Source organism: Devosia aquimaris (assembly GCF_020169335.1).
Lineage (GTDB): Bacteria > Pseudomonadota > Alphaproteobacteria > Rhizobiales > Devosiaceae > Devosia > Devosia aquimaris.
Window position 1 is genome coordinate 19,325 of sequence record NZ_JAIEZN010000001.1, and the last position, 14,849, is coordinate 34,173.

Here is a 14,849-nt window from a genome sequence, read left to right on the forward strand (position 1 = left end):
ATACTGCTGCATGGTTGGTGCGCGCCCGGGAGGCCGAGGCGCGCACCGATCCAGCTCTACCAGTCCAGGCGCAGCAGCGATACGCCCTGGCGGGGCAGGGTGGTCTTGAGGGCGATGGCGCCATTGCTGACGGGCAGGCTGTCGATGGCGTCGATCTGGGCCAGCTGACCGGATGCCTCCAGCCGGGCATAGTCGGCGCCCTCTGGATTCTCCGGCCGACCCATCGCCTTCCACACGCCGAACGAGTTCGAATGCGTCTCGTCCATGCGGAAGTGCTTGAGCGCTGCCTTGTGGTCGCCCCAGCCGTTGACCGTGATGGTGACTTCGGCATCCGGGCCGGGCGCGTCGTCGTCATGATAGTGCCAGACCAGGATGCTGACGCCCTTGTCGTCGCGCGTGGCCACCACATTGACGTCCGGCTCGCCGCGAACGCCATGTTCCATGATGTCGACAATGTCGCGGCGGTGGCTGCTCTGGCTGGCGAGCCAGTCGCCATCCAGCTTGCCCAGCATGCGGAAGCCGTTGAGCACGGCCTTGTCCACGCCATTGGTGGCCAGGTCACGGAAGCCGTCGTACCAGGCCTGGTCGTCGAACAGGAAGGCCCAGGTCACCGCGCCCTCGATGTGCAGCTTCTTCATCCGCGCCAGTTCATAGGTGCGGATCATGCTCTGCACCACATAGACGCCATAGAGCGGCCCGTTGCGGTAGCCGTTCTGCGGGTGCACGCGTGCCGAGCAGGCCGCACAGCCTTCCGGATCGCTCTCGCCGATGATGATGGGCAGATGGGTGAGCGAGGGAAACTCGTTGATGATGTCCAGGTTGGTTTCGATGTCGCGCAGCTGCTTGTGCAGGCCCATGCGCACATGGTCCTGCCAGATGACGGGATTGCCCTTGGCATGGAAGGCGATGAAGTCGATGGGCGAGTTGTGGTCGACCACATATTGCAGGAACTGGCGCAGGAAGGTCTGCGCCTTGGGGTTTGAGAAGCCGCCACAGGTGTGCGGTCCGCCCACGCGCGCCTTGGGCAGGGCGCGCTTCACCGCCTTGGCGCTGACATCATACATCTCGCAATAATCCGGGATCGTGCCGTGCCAGTAGAGCCCGTCCGGCTCGTTCCAGACTTCCCAGGGCCAGCTCGACACTTTCTCTTCGCCATAGCGATCGGCCAGGTGCCGCGCCCAGGCATAGATCAGCTCGCCCCACTTCTTGAGATCGTTGGGCGGGGAGGCCCAGCCCGTCATGATGGTGGCGTATTTGTCGGCCGGCTCCCAGTGATGCTTGTAGTCGCCATCGAAATTCGACAGCGCCTCGGGCGTGAAGCCGATCTGCACCAGTGGCGCATTGCCGGCCTCCACATAGGCATCAAAGATCTTGTCCATGATGGTCCAGTCATAGACCGGATTGCCCTGCGCATCCTCGGTATAGGCATTGGTGGAGCCCCATTTGAGAGCCGGCACGCCGTCGCCTGAGGTCAGCAGATTGTGGGTGCGGATATGTGGCGGCGTGTTGCTGAGTGCCGTCAGCTCGCCCAGCAGCTTCTTGCCATGCGGGGAATAGGTGTAGTTCGGCTCGTCATAGCCGAACCAGTTCCAGAGCGGATGGTAGCGTTCGGTCGGCTGGTCGGCCTGCACACTTGCTGAGACTTGGATGGGCGCGGTCATAGGTGTCCTCTGGGCGGGTATTGGCCAAGCCTCCTCCAGAAGACCGGGCAGAAACGATACAGGCGGCGCCGTGCTGTGCAAGCCGGCTGGCCGCTGTTTTCAACGCTAAGCGAATATGCAGTTTTGTCAATAATAATGCCGCGCAAAGACGATCGCTGGCGCCATAAATGCAGGTAATCGGCAGATTATTGATATTTCGGCTTGCTGCCCGATCCAAAATTGTCGATAAAGATGCCGTGGACCGACTGCCTTTGGGGAGTTGAGCGCGCTGAGGAGGCGCGGTGGAGGCAAATCGGGCCGGAGGGGCACGGCTGCCCGTCCATGCAGGAAAAGCTCGCGCGGCGAGCTCCCAGGAGGAAACACATGAGGGTCTTTAAGAGGATCGCGCTGGCCGCGGTCGTGTCATTGCTGGCATTGCCGGTCATGGCGCAGGATTTCATTGCTGGCATTCCGCGCAACGAGGCACTGATTGTGCAGGGGCCGACGGCGCAGAACGCCGACTGGTTCAACCTGTGGGCGCCCGGCGGTGGTGCCAGCGTCAATGGCCAGCAGCAGCTGACCACCGATACGCTGTGGTGGATCAACCCCGAGGGTGGTCCGGACGCCTGGACCAACGCCCTGGCATCGGAGCCGCCGATCTACAACGACGACTTCACCACCATGACGGTGAAGCTGCGCGAGGGCATCTACTGGAGCGACGGCGTCGAGTTCACCGCCGACGATCTGGTCTATACCGTCCAGACCCAGATCGACCATCCTGGCATGGGCTGGAGTGCCCCCTTCACCCTCAACGTCGCCAGCATGGAGCAGCCCGACCGCAACACGGTGATCTTTCACCTCAAGCAGCCCAATTCGCGCTTCCACTCCACCTTCACGGTGCGCTGGAATGCGGCCTGGATCATGCCCAAGCACATCTTTGAAAAGGTCGATGATCCACTTGCCTTCAACAACAACCCGCCGGTTTCGCTGAGCGCCTATGTGCTCAACAGCTATGACAAGGGCGGTGCCTGGGCCATCTGGAAGCTGCGCGACGACTGGCAGCGCACCAGCATCGGCATGCTGCAGGACACTGCGCCCGACGTGAAGTACGTCGTCTATGCGGCCTCGGGGAACCCGGAAGCCCGCGTGATTGCCCAGCGCAATCACAATCTGGATGTGATCAACGACATCGCCCCGGAAGGCATGTTCTCGCTGATGAAGGACAATGACTCGGTTGCCGCTTGGCAGTCGCATTTCCCCTTCGCCCATCCCGATCCGACGCTGCCGTCGGTGCTGTTCAACCTCAAGAAGGCGCCGTTTGAAAACCGCGACGTCCGCTGGGCTCTCGCTCTGCTCATCGACATCCGAGCGGTGGCCCTGGGCTCCTATCGCGGTGCGGCAAACCTGTCGGCCCTGGGCGTGCCGCCCACCGGCTCAGCGCCCGAGGACTACTTCGTGCCGCTGCAGGATTGGCTGACCAATTTCGAGCTCGATACAGGCACCCAGACGATCAAGCCCTACAATCCCGACATTGCCGCACAGCTCGCCGACATGGTGCGGGGCCAGTGGCCCGACCAGATCCCCACCGATGACGCCGAGCTCAAGCGCTCCTTCGGCTATGGCTGGTGGAAACAGGATGTGCAGGCGGCGACCGAACTGCTGCAGAAGGCCGGCTTCACCAAGAACGGCAATCAGTGGATGATGCCCGACGGCAAGCCGTTCGAGATCCGCATGATGGTCGAAGGCGACGCCATCCCCACGCTGGCCCGTGCCGGCACGGCCATCGCCCAGCAGTGGAGCCAGGCTGGCATCAAGACCACGGTTGACGTCGCGGGTCCGACCAATGGCCAGCGCCTGGGCACCGGTGATTTTGACACGGCCATCTATTGGACTGTCGAGACCTGGGGCGGCCATCCCGACCTGAGCTTCTTCCTCGAAAGCTACCACAGCTCGTTCATCCGCCCGCTCGGCGAACCCCAACCGCCGCGCAATCTGCAGCGCTGGGAAGACCCGCGCCTGGACGCCCTGGTCGAGCGCAATCGCACCCTGCCGTTCGACTCGCCCGAAGTGGTGGAACTGGGCCGCGACTATCTCAAGCTCGCGGTCGAGGAAATGCCGATGATCCCGTTGATGGCCTACAACAAGTTCGCGCCATTCGACACCACCTACTGGACCAACTATCCCAGCATCGACAATCCCTACGCCGCCTCCGGCCCCAACTGGAGCAACCTGCGCTACATGATCGTGGCCCTCAAGGCCAATCCTGACGCGCCCAAGCCCTGACCGATGTGAACGAACGGGAGCCGGCCCTCGGCCGGCTCCCGCCCTCTGCGCCATGAGATCGGGAATAGGATGAACGGCTATCTCAACTACGTTGCCAAGCGCTTTGGCCAGTTTGTGTTTGTGGTGGTGACCGGGGTCACCCTGTCCTTCCTGATTGCGCACTTCTCGCCGGTCGACCCGGTGGAACAGACTGTCTCGCTGCTCACCAATTTCGGCGCCACCGATCCGCGCACTGTCGAAGTGCTGCGCCAGTCGCTGCGCGAACTCTACGGCACCGACGGATCGCTCCTCTCGCAATATTTCCTGTTCTGGGGGCGCGTGCTGACCGGCGACTTCGGTCCGTCGCTCTCGGCCTTTCCCACGCCGGTCATGACCATCATTGGTCGCGCCTTGCCCTGGACCATCGGCCTGCTGACCTTGGCCACGCTGATCTCCTGGGTCATTGGCAATTTCCTGGGTGCCATTGCCGGCTATTTCCGCAACAGCCGCGCCATCAAGCTGGTCGGCCTGTTTGTCATGGCCCTGCAACCCATCCCGACCTATATCACCGGCCTGACGCTGCTGATCGTGTTTGGCTTTCTCTGGCCCATCCTGCCTATCAGCGGCGGGGCGCAGCTCAATCTCACCCCGGCGGCAAGCTGGGCCTATATTTCCTCGGTTATCCAATATGGCACGCTGCCGGCCCTGACGCTGGTTCTGGTGGGCATGGGCGGCTGGTTCGTCTCGATGCGCTCATTGGTCTCCAACATCGTCACCGACGATTACGTGGTCTATGCCGAACTGGCCGGTGTGCCCTCGCGCACGGTCTTCTCCCAATATGTGGCGCGCAACGCCATGCTGCCCCAGGTCACCGGCCTTGCGCTCAGCCTGGGCAATGTCTTTGGCGGCGCGGTGATCGTGGAGTTCATCTTCAACTACCCCGGCATCGGCAAGCTGATGATCGCGGGCATCTATGCCGGCGACTACAGCCTCGTGCTGGGCGTGACCACCTTCTCGGTCATCGCTGTCGCCACGGCCGTGTTCCTGATCGACATCTTGTACCCCCTCATCGATCCACGCGTGAAACTGGGATAGGGCCATGTTGAAAGTCCTGCGCGACCTGCTGCGCTATAACCGCGAATTCCTGTTCGGCACGCTGCTGATCGGCATCATCATTGCCCTGGTCATTGCCTCGTTCTTTTCGCCCTATGACGAGCTGACCACCTATGCCGTCATCCCCGACATGCCGCCGGGTGGCGAATACTGGCTGGGCACCAACAGCCGCGGCCAGGACATGTTCTGGCAACTGGCGGCGTCGATGCGCAACACGCTGATGTTTGGCCTGGTCGTGGCCATCATCAGCCGCGTCATCGCCATCGTGGTGGGCCTCGTGTCGGGCTATGTCGGCGGCAAGACCGACCAGATCATCATGGCCTTCAACGACACCCTGGGCGCGCTGCCCAACATCCCCATCCTGCTGCTGCTGGTGTTCGTCATGCGCGACCAGATGACCTGGGGCGTACTGGCGCTGACGGCGGCCATGCTTGGCTGGACGCATGACAGCCGGCTGATCCGCTCGGTGGCCCTCTCGCTGCGCACCCGCGAGTTCACCCGCCACGCGGCATTCTCGGGCATGCGCACCGGCCAGGTGCTGTTCCGCGAACACCTGCCCTATGTCATGCCCATCGTCTTTTTCACCACCATGAACAATTTGATCTGGGCCATTGGCCTGGAGGTCACGCTCTCCATCCTGGGCTTTTCCGACATCAACCGCCCCACCATTGGCGGCATGATCTACTGGGCCAATGCCCACTCGGCCATGGTCGCGGGCATCTGGTGGTGGATCGCCGTGCCCATGCTGGCGGTGGTGATCCTGTTCCTGGGCCTGTTTCTCCTGGCCATGTCGGTCAACGAATATATCGACCCGCGCAGTCGCCTCGCGCGCATGGGAGCCTGAACATGACCCTGGCTATGACCAATGAGCGCTCTGTCGCCCAGGCCGCCGACGTGCTGACCATCAAGGACCTCAAGGCCTATTACATCAACGACCTCTTCGGCGTCCGCCGCGAGGTGCGCGCCGTGGACGACATCAGCCTGACCGTGCGCCGCAATGAAATCTACGGCATTGCCGGGGAGTCCTCGTCCGGCAAGACCTCGCTGATCAAGACCATTGCCGGCGCCATCCGCCCGCCCATGCGCGTGGTGGGCGGCGAAGTCCGCTTCGATTTTGGTGGCAAGCACATCGATGTCTATGCCGAGCCAGGCAAGATGAAAGCGGCGCGCTGGCAGAACCTGAGCTACATCATGCAGGGCTCGATGAGCGTGCTCAATCCGGTGCGGCGCATCAAGCACGCCTTCAACAATTTCGCCTTCCGCCACATGGGGCTGGACCGAACGGCGTTTCGGGCCCGGGTGGAAAGCCATCTGCAAAGGCTCGGCCTTGATCCCAATGTGCTCGAGGCCTTTCCCCACCAGCTCTCGGGCGGCATGCGCCAGCGTGTCACGATCGCGCTGGCGACGGTCTGCGAACCTGAATTCATCATTGCCGACGAGCCCACAACCGCCCTGGACGTGCTGGTGCAGCAGGATGTGCTGGGCCTGATCAAGGAGGTGCAGGAGCGCCTGGGCTCATCGGTGGTTTTCGTCACCCATGACATGTCGGTGCATGCGGCCATCACCGACCGCCTCGCCATCATGTATGCGGGGCGGCTGGCCGAGGAAGGCCCGACCCAGGCCATGTTCGACACGCCCCAGCATCCCTATACGGCCCATCTGATCGCCAGCCTGCCGCGCATCGGCGACACTGCCACCCGCAAGAGCCTTGCAGGAAAGCCGCCCAGCCTGGCCAACCCGCCCACCGGCTGCCGCTTTCATCCGCGCTGCCCCATTGCCATTGATCGCTGTTCCAGGGAGGTACCCGACATGCTGCCCAGCGCCATCGGCGGTCGCGTCGCCTGCTTCCGCGCCGGGGAGGTGTCCGTCAAATGACCATGCTGCTCGAGCTCGACCATGTGACCAAGCGCTACCCGGTGGGCGGATTGTTCTCCCGCCAGTCCATCACCGCCGTCAGTGATGTCAGCTTCGCCCTCGACGCCGGGCGTCCCGAGATATTTGCCATCGTGGGGGAAAGCGGCTCGGGCAAATCCACCATGGCCAAGATGGTGCTTGGCAATGAGGTGCCCGATGGCGGGCGGCTGGTGTTTGATGGCGTCGATATCGCAACCATCAGGGGGCGCGACGCCCGCGAAGCCTTCATGGCCAAGGTCCAGCCGGTGTTTCAGAACCCCTTCGAGGCCTTCAACCCGCTGACGCCGGTGGATGCCTATCTCTTTGCCACCGCGCACCGCTTCTGCGGCGCCAATGACCAGGCCAGCAAGGAAGGCCTCACCGACCGCGCGCTGCAGCGCGTCGGACTGTCCCTCGCCGAAATCAAGGGGCGGTTCTCCCACGAACTCTCAGGCGGCCAGCTGCAGCGCGTTGCTGTGGCCCGGGCGCTGATCCCGGCGCCCAAGCTAATCGTCGCTGACGAGCCTGTCTCGATGGTGGACGCCTCGCTGCGCATGTCGATCGTCAACCTGTTCCGCGCCTTGCGCGACGAACTCAAGGTCTCGATCATCTACATCACCCATGATCTGGCGACGGCCTATTACATTTCCGACCGCGTGATCATCATGCGCAGCGGCGAAGTGGTCGAAAGCGGCGACGCGCGTGCGGTTCTCGACAATCCCCGCAATGCCTATTCGATTGCTTTGAAGAACGCCGTCCTGCCCCCGGACCCCAAGGCCGCAGCCGCCGCCATCCGCGACCGCCGCATCCTCAACCGGGCCGACGCCGGCGCAGCCTAACCGGCACGGATCTGCCGCCAGAAACTGGGTACGCTTGGTGATATGAAAGGAGGAAATGGAGCGGGTGAAGGGAATCGAACCCTCGTCATCAGCTTGGGAAGCTGCTTCTCTACCATTGAGATACACCCGCAACGCGCCGATAGATGCTGGAAATAGACCGGCCCGTCAAGACACTGTTGCGATTGCGTTGGGCCCGGCGCGCAGCGCGGCGGACCCTATTCGATGAACGGCCTGAAATGCTTGGAAAGCTTGAGCGTCTGCGCCTGATAGTTCGAGCCGAGCGCTGAACCATAGAGGCGATCGGGGGCCTCGGCGAGGCGTTCATAGATCAGCCGGCCGATGGTCTGGCCATGGCCGAGCAGGAACGGCACTTCGCGGCTGCGCACTTCGAGCACGGCGCGGCTGCCCGTGCCGCCGGCGGAGGAATGGCCAAAGCCGGGGTCGAAGAAGCCGGCGTAATGCACGCGGAACTCGCCCACCAGTGGATCAAAGGGCAGCATTTCGGCGGCATGGGTGGGCGGCACATGCACCGCCTCGTCGCTGACCAGGATATAGAATTCGTCGGGATCAAGGATCAGCTCCTCGCGCCCACGATTGTAGAGCGGCTCCCAGAACTCATGCACGTCCAGAGCGTTCTTCTTGTCGACATCGACCACCGCCGTATGGCGCTTGGAGCGGAAGCCGACCAGGCCCTTGCGGCCGGCACCCTTGAGGTCGATGGAGAGGGCCACGCCTTCCCCCACCGGCACGGCATTGTCAAACACCAGCGTGTCGCTGGCATGGAGCGCGATGTGTTCGGCCACGGTGAGCCGGTTGTCGCCGCGCCGGAAACGCATCTGGCTGAGGCGTGAGCCGGTGCGGACCAGCACGGGAAAGGTGCGCGGGCTGACTTCGAGATAGAGCGGGCCCTTGTAGCCAGCCGGCATCTGGTCAAAGCCGCGGGCGCGGTCGCCGATCACCCGGGTGAAGACATCGAGCCGCCCGGTCGAGCTTTTGGGATTGGCCGAGGCACTGACTTCGTCGGGGAGGTTGAGAGCCTCCTGCAGCGGCACCAGATAGACGCAGCCGCGCTCCAGCACGGCGCCGCGCGTCAGATCGATCTCATGCAGCTTGAGTGCCTCGATCCGCTCGGCCACCGAATGGCTGGGCCCGGGCAAAAAGCTCGAGCGCACGCGATAGGCCACATTGCCCAGGCGCAGGTCGAGGCTGGCCGGCTGCACCTGATCGCTGTCGAAAGGATGCGCCGCGGCAATGGCACCCCGCTTGTGCAACAGCTCGATCAGCCGCGCCGTAAAGACGCCCTGCGGCCAGGTCTCTTGCTTGTCCATGCTTTCGCGTTTCCCGATGGGTTGGTTGTTCCTAGCAATCCCGGCAATTGACGCCAACCGCCAATTACCCTTAGATCACAATCCAGTGGTGATTTGGCCGGTCGCTTGCAGCCACTTAAAACAAATTGCTAAAGACCGTATGGGAACCGGCCGCCACTTGCGTGCCGGTTTTTTGTTATGAAAGCGCGATCATGTCCAAGGCCAACAACCCCCTGAACGATCCGGCTCGCCGGGCTCCCGAGACCCAGTTGGTGCATGGCGGCGTGATGCGGTCGCCGTTCAACGAGACCAGCGAGGCGCTGTTTCTCAACTCGGGCTACAGCTATCCCAGCTCCGAGCATGCCGAGCGCCTGTTCAAGGGCGAGATCCCTGGTGCGCACAATTACTCGCGCTTTGCCAATCCCACGGTCGACGTGTTCCAGACGCGCATGGCCCTGCTCGAAGGCGCCGAGGCGGCGCGCGGCTTTGCCACCGGCATGGCGGCGGTCACCGATGCAGTCATGAGCCAGGTGCGCGCGGGCGACCACATTGTCGCCAGCCGCGCCCTGTTCGGCGGCTGTCGTTTCGTGGTCGAGGATTTCATGCCCCGCTATGGCGTCGCCTCGACCCTTGTGGATGGACGCGACCCCGCCAATTTTGCTGCAGCCATGCAGCCCAATACCAAGGTGGTCTTCATCGAGACCCCGACTAATCCCACGCTCGAACTGGTCGACATCAAGGCCGTGGCCGATATCGCCCATGCCCATGGTGCCGTGCTGATCGTCGACAATGTCTTTGCGACCGCGCTCTACCAGAAGCCGCTGGCACTGGGCGCGGACCTGGTGACCTATTCGGCCACCAAGCATATCGATGGCCAGGGCCGTGTGCTGGGCGGCATCGTGCTGGGCTCGAAAAAGCTCATCGAAGGCGACCTGCACACCTTCCTGCGCCAGACCGGCGCGTCGCTGAGCCCGTTCAACGCCTGGGTCCTGGCCAAGGGCCTCGAGACCATGCCGCTGCGCGTCCGGCAAATGACCGACAGCGCCGCCGCCGTGGCCAATGCTTTGGCCGGCCATCCCAAGGTCGAGCGCGTCATCTACCCGCACCACCCCAGCCACCCGCAATATGATCTGGCCAAGGCGCAGATGAGCGCGGGGTCGACGCTGGTTGCCCTCGAGATCAAGGGCGGGCAGCAGGCTGCCTTTGCCCTGTCGGACGCCCTGGCGGTGATCCTGATCTCCAACAATCTGGGCGACGCCAAGTCGCTGATCACCCATCCGGCGACCACCACCCATGCCCGGCTGACCGAGGCCGCGCGGCTCGAGGTCGGCGTTACCGCGGGCCTGCTGCGCCTGTCGGTGGGCCTGGAGTCCAGTGACGATCTGATAGCTGATCTGCTGTATGGTCTCGACCAGATCTAGGAGGAGGCAGGCGTGCGGCTGAAGGCTTGGCGAACCGGACTGGCGCTGGCGCTCGTCAGTGGGTTTGGCGTGATGCCGGCGCTGGCCCAGGCCGTGCCCTATCATGCCGATCCCTCGGCCCGCGATATCGTGCCCGCTGCATCTGCCGTGCCGGCCATCCGTTTCCTGACCACAGCCGACTTTCCGCCCTTCAACTTTCGCGACAGTACCGGCGCGCTGATCGGCTTCAACGTCGATCTGGCCAAGGCCATCTGCGAGGAGGCCAAGGCGGCCTGCACCATTCAGGCCTGGCCCTGGGAAATGGCCGCCGATGCACTCGCCGACAATCAGGGCGATGCGCTGATCGCCGGGCTGGACATGTCGGCGGCCAATGGCGCGTTATTCGACTTTTCGGCGGTCTATATCGCCTTGCCGGGCCGCTTTGTCACCCGCTTGCCTGACGCGACCACCTTCAACCCTGACAAGCTCGCCGGCAAGACAGTTGCCGTGCGGCGTGGCACGGCGCATGCCGCCTTCATGGCACGCTATCTGCCCGACGTGACACTGGCCCCATACGATACCGAGCTGGATGCCCTGGCTGCCGTTGAGACCAATCAGGCCGACGCTTTCTTCGGCGACGCCATGCGCGCCTCGTTCTGGCTAAACGAGCATCTCGATTGCTGCAGCTTTGCCGGCGATGCCTATTTCCGGCCCCGCCAGTTCGGCGAGGGCCTGTCGGTCGCCGTACCCGCCGGCAGCGAGGCCATGCGCCATGTCATCGACTGGGCGCTTGTGCGCTTGAAGGACAATGGCGTGCTCGATGAACTCTACCTGCGCTGGTTCCCGGTCGGGTTCTACTGAGCCGCACTCAGGCTTGGCCGCCGGGCGACAAGATATTCGGCGACGAGCAGGTTGGGCACCCAGCAGACCCAGGCAATGGCCGCATAGGCGGTGTCGAAATCCATGCCGGTCAGCATGGACAGCGGCAGATAGATCCGCAGGGTCACTGCGGCCAACGTCAGGGCGATCGAGCGGATCATCCACACCCGATGCCTCGCGAGGTCGCCAGACATGGCGGATTGGATGCCGATGGCGGTGGTGGCCAACCAGAGCAGGGCCAGAAGCGCAAAGCCGCTTGATGCCACCGGCCCGGAGGTCGTCGTCAGGGCAAGCCAGAGCCCGCCCAGGCCGCTCAGCAGCACCGCTGCAGCATAAAGCCGACCCAGGAGGCGGTGGACTGGGCGATGCCTGTCGCGCAGGCCGCGCCAGAGCTGGAACGGCACCAGGGCCAGGGCGATCGGGGCCAGCCCCACATGGGCATAAAAGGCGATGGGCCGGAGGCTAGCGTGATAGGCAACCGTGGGCATGGTCAGGTCCACGCCGGCGACCAGAAAACGCCACGACACCAGGGCGACGCCCAGACAAAGCACCCAGAACACCACATTGCGCACAGCGCCCAAGCCCGATACCAACACGAGAGTTCACCCGATCTGATTGCAACTTGACACTGTAAAGCAGCTTGGCTTGACACTGTCAAGCTGACGTATTGAGGTACGGCATGCCCGCACGCCCCGCCAGCACGAAAGCGACCCATAGTCACCCCAATCTGCGGGAGGCCCTGATTGACGCCGGGCTGACATTGCTGGCCAGCGAAGGCACGGCTGGCTTGACGCTGCGGAAATGCGCGGCGCTGGCCGGCGTTTCACACGCTGCGCCGGCGCATCATTTTGCCGGGCTGCCGGGCCTGTTGACGGCCATCGCCACGCGCGGTTTCCGCATCTTTGCCCAGACCATGCTGGATGACGCGGCTACTGCCGACACGCCGCGGGCGCGGCTCTACGCCATCTGCACCGGCTACTACCGCTTTGCCTTTGAGCATCCGGCCCTGTTTGACCTGATGTTCAGACAGATGTGCGCGGAGCCGGTAACCCTGGACGATGCTGAACTGATGCAGGCCAGTGACGCGGCGTATGGGGTGCTGGCACAAGCCTGTGCGCCCTTTGTGCAGGACGGGCAGGCCGCGCAGACCATCCAGTTCCAGGTGTGGTCGCTTATCCATGGCTATGCCTGTCTGGCACTCGCCAACAAATATGCGCGGGAAGAGTTCACCAAGAACCTGCCCGCGCTGCTGTCACTGCTCGATAAGCTTGATCTGAAAGCCTAGTCGGGCAGGCGGCGATGCCGGGCGCGGGCGGCCACTTCAATGGCGGCGGTCGTCAGACGATCAAGATCGAGCTTGTCGCGCAGCATTTCGAGGAAGCGCAGTTCTTCCTGTTCCAGGTGCAGGTCGACCGCCGTCACTTCCACTGCCAGGGCATAGGCAGTGTCCTGCAGCTTGAAGGGCAGTGCCTCGATAGCGTCGTCGAGCACCTGGTCGAGCCCGCCGGGTCCGTTCAGCGTATCGGCGCAGGCATTGGCCACCTGGGCCAGCCGACTGCTGTCGAAGCCTTCAAAGACCGGCAGGCGTCCGATCAGCGCCTGGATGCGCGCCAGCTCTTCATGGGTCATCTCGCTGTCCGAAGACGCCGCGACAATCATCAGGTGGATCAGGGCGTCGTGCGCACGATTGGGCATGGAAGGTTCCGCTTTTGACTTCTGATTGCGATAGCTAGGCGTCCGCGCCCGGCTTGGCAAGCGCAGGACGGCGCGAAAACGTTGACGTGCCGGATTGGGGATGTAACACAACGCGGCGTTTCCTCATCTTGAAAGGCTCGCCCTTTGTCGCCCGCTCCCTTGCCCGCTCTCGATCCCGCGTTCTTTGACGCCGCCCAGACTGCCCGCGCCTGGCCGTTCGAAGAAGCGCGCAAACTGGTCAAGCGGCTGGAAAAGTCCGGCAAGGGCGAGGCCCTGTTCGAGACCGGCTATGGTCCCTCGGGCCTGCCCCACATCGGCACCTTCGGCGAAGTGGCACGCACCACCATGGTACGCACGGCCTTTCGCCTGCTGACTCGCGACCAGGTGCCGACGCGCCTGCTGTGCTTTTCCGACGATATGGATGGCATGCGCAAGATTCCGGACACCGTCCCCTCCAAGGAGGCGATGGAGCCGCATCTGCAAAAGCCGCTGACGGCCGTGCCCGATCCCTGGACCAATGAATATCCCAGCTTTGGCGAGCACAACAACGCCATGCTGCGCCGGTTCCTGGACACCTTCGGCTTCGATTATGAATTCGCCAGCGCCACCGACTATTACAAGTCGGGCAAGTTCGACGCCGTGCTGCTGCGCGCCGCCGAACGCTATGACGACATCATGAAGGTGATGCTACCAACCCTGGGCGCTGAGCGCCAGGCTACCTACAGCCCCTTCCTGCCGATCTCGCCGATTTCCGGCCGGGTGCTCTATGTGCCCATGAAGGAAGTCGATGCCAAGAACGGCATGGTGACCTTCACCGACGAAGACGGTCGCGACACCACCGTGCCGGTCACCGGCGGCCATGTGAAGATGCAGTGGAAGCCCGACTTCGGCATGCGCTGGGCGGCCCTGGGCGTGGACTTCGAAATGTTCGGCAAGGACCACCAGACCAATGCGCCGATCTATGACAAGATCTGCGAAATCCTCGGCGGCAAGGCCCCCGAACACTATGTCTACGAGCTATTCCTGGATTCGGAAGGTCAGAAGATCTCCAAGTCCAAGGGCAACGGCCTGACCATCGACGAGTGGCTGACCTATGCCAGCAACGAAAGCCTGGGACTGTACATGTTCCAAAAGCCGCGCACGGCCAAGCGGCTGCATTTCGACGTGATCCCGCGGGCGGTGGATGAGTACTACAGCTTCATCGACGGCTACCAGAAGCAGGACATCGCCACCCGGCTGGAGAACCCGGTCTTTCATGTGCACTACGGCGCCGTGCCGACCACGCATATGCCGGTCACCTTTGCGCTGCTGCTCAACCTGGCCACGGCCTCCAATCCGGAGACGCCCGAAGTCATGTGGGGCTATATCTCGGCCTATGCGCCGGGCGTCACGCCGCAGACCCATCCGCAGCTCGATGCGCTGGTCGGCTATGCCATGCGCTATTTCCGTGATTTCGTGAAGAAGAGCTATCGGGCGCCGGACGACGTCGAACGCGCTGCGCTTGAGGGGCTGTCGACCGCCTTCGCCGCGCTGCCGGCCGATGCCGACAACGAAGCTATCCAGGCTGCTGCACTCGATGTGGCGCGTGAAATCGACCGTTATCAGGACCACACCAAGAAGAGCCCGACCGGTGGCCCAGGCGTCTCCGGCGAGTTCTTCCAGATGCTCTATCAGGTGCTGATCGGGCAGGAGCGCGGCCCGCGCTTTGGTTCCTTTGCCGCGCTCTATGGCATCGAGAACACCCGCAAGCTGATCGCCGACGCGCTCGCGGGCAAGATGCTCGCACAGTAAGAACGCCGGCGTGGCGCATGGACTACGGAA

The 14,849-nt window shown here is 63.4% G+C and carries 13 protein-coding genes, 1 tRNA gene and 1 riboswitch; of the genes, 9 read left to right on the top strand and 5 right to left on the bottom strand.

The features are described 5' to 3' along the window. Positions 1–56: 56 nt before the first annotated feature. A complete protein-coding gene (locus tag K1177_RS00105) occupies positions 57–1,661 on the bottom strand; it encodes a GH39 family glycosyl hydrolase (RefSeq protein WP_224701048.1) in 1,605 nt (534 codons plus the stop codon). A 363-nt stretch (positions 1,662–2,024) separates the two neighbouring features. Between K1177_RS00105 and K1177_RS00110 the strand changes: the two genes are divergently transcribed. The 5 genes from K1177_RS00110 (at position 2,025) to K1177_RS00130 (ending at position 7,747) form a co-directional block, all read left to right on the top strand. Further along, positions 2,025–3,923 (top strand): ABC transporter substrate-binding protein, encoded by a 1,899-nt coding sequence (locus K1177_RS00110; RefSeq protein ID WP_224701050.1) that lies wholly within the window; start codon positions 2,025–2,027, stop codon positions 3,921–3,923. A gap of 69 nt (positions 3,924–3,992) precedes the next feature. After that, the gene (locus K1177_RS00115; protein ID WP_224701052.1) at positions 3,993–4,997 is read left to right on the top strand and encodes an ABC transporter permease; all 1,005 of its coding nucleotides are present in this window, start codon (positions 3,993–3,995) and stop codon (positions 4,995–4,997) included. Between the two features lie 4 nt (positions 4,998–5,001). Beyond that, positions 5,002–5,859 carry an ABC transporter permease gene (locus tag K1177_RS00120; RefSeq protein ID WP_224701054.1) on the top strand — a complete coding sequence of 286 codons (858 nt, stop codon included), beginning with the start codon at positions 5,002–5,004 and terminating at the stop codon, positions 5,857–5,859. 2 nt (positions 5,860–5,861) lie between these two features. After that, positions 5,862–6,890: an ABC transporter ATP-binding protein gene (locus tag K1177_RS00125; RefSeq protein ID WP_224701056.1), complete on the top strand. Its 1,029-nt coding sequence runs from the start codon at positions 5,862–5,864 to the stop codon at positions 6,888–6,890. Then, positions 6,887–7,747: an ABC transporter ATP-binding protein gene (locus K1177_RS00130; RefSeq protein WP_224701058.1), complete on the top strand. Its 861-nt coding sequence runs from the start codon at positions 6,887–6,889 to the stop codon at positions 7,745–7,747. Before K1177_RS00125 ends, K1177_RS00130 begins: the two co-directional genes overlap by 4 nt. A 56-nt stretch (positions 7,748–7,803) precedes the next feature. Here the strand turns inward: K1177_RS00130 and K1177_RS00135 are convergent. Continuing rightward, positions 7,804–7,877: transfer RNA gene (locus tag K1177_RS00135), tRNA-Gly, on the bottom strand. An 85-nt stretch (positions 7,878–7,962) separates the two neighbouring features. Then, entirely contained in the window at positions 7,963–9,075 is a 1,113-nt protein-coding gene (locus K1177_RS00140; RefSeq protein WP_224701061.1) for a 2'-deoxycytidine 5'-triphosphate deaminase, read from the bottom strand. 75 nt (positions 9,076–9,150) lie between these two features. Then, positions 9,151–9,226: riboswitch (SAM riboswitch) on the top strand. 40 nt (positions 9,227–9,266) lie between these two features. Between K1177_RS00140 and metZ the strand changes: the two genes are divergently transcribed. Together metZ and K1177_RS00150 are read left to right on the top strand one after the other, a co-directional pair. After that, positions 9,267–10,475, top strand: coding sequence for an O-succinylhomoserine sulfhydrylase (gene metZ / locus K1177_RS00145; RefSeq protein WP_224701063.1), 1,209 nt, complete (start codon positions 9,267–9,269; stop codon positions 10,473–10,475). A gap of 12 nt (positions 10,476–10,487) precedes the next feature. Continuing rightward, positions 10,488–11,315, top strand: coding sequence for a transporter substrate-binding domain-containing protein (locus K1177_RS00150; protein ID WP_224701066.1), 828 nt, complete (start codon positions 10,488–10,490; stop codon positions 11,313–11,315). Here the strand turns inward: K1177_RS00150 and K1177_RS00155 are convergent. Then, the gene (locus K1177_RS00155) at positions 11,309–11,929 is read right to left on the bottom strand and encodes a DUF2306 domain-containing protein (RefSeq protein WP_224701068.1); all 621 of its coding nucleotides are present in this window, start codon (positions 11,927–11,929) and stop codon (positions 11,309–11,311) included. The genes K1177_RS00150 and K1177_RS00155 overlap by 7 nt on opposite strands. 83 nt (positions 11,930–12,012) lie before the next feature. Between K1177_RS00155 and K1177_RS00160 the strand changes: the two genes are divergently transcribed. Beyond that, positions 12,013–12,618, top strand: a complete 606-nt coding sequence (locus tag K1177_RS00160; RefSeq protein WP_224701070.1) for a TetR/AcrR family transcriptional regulator — start codon at positions 12,013–12,015, stop codon at positions 12,616–12,618. Here K1177_RS00160 and K1177_RS00165 read toward each other — a convergent pair. Beyond that, positions 12,615–13,028, bottom strand: a complete 414-nt coding sequence (locus K1177_RS00165; protein WP_224701072.1) for a tellurite resistance TerB family protein — start codon at positions 13,026–13,028, stop codon at positions 12,615–12,617. The genes K1177_RS00160 and K1177_RS00165 overlap by 4 nt on opposite strands. A 144-nt stretch (positions 13,029–13,172) precedes the next feature. Between K1177_RS00165 and K1177_RS00170 the strand changes: the two genes are divergently transcribed. After that, complete coding sequence (locus K1177_RS00170) at positions 13,173–14,819, top strand: lysine--tRNA ligase (RefSeq protein ID WP_224701074.1); 1,647 nt, start codon at positions 13,173–13,175, stop codon at positions 14,817–14,819. The last annotated feature ends 30 nt before the right edge of the window (positions 14,820–14,849 follow it).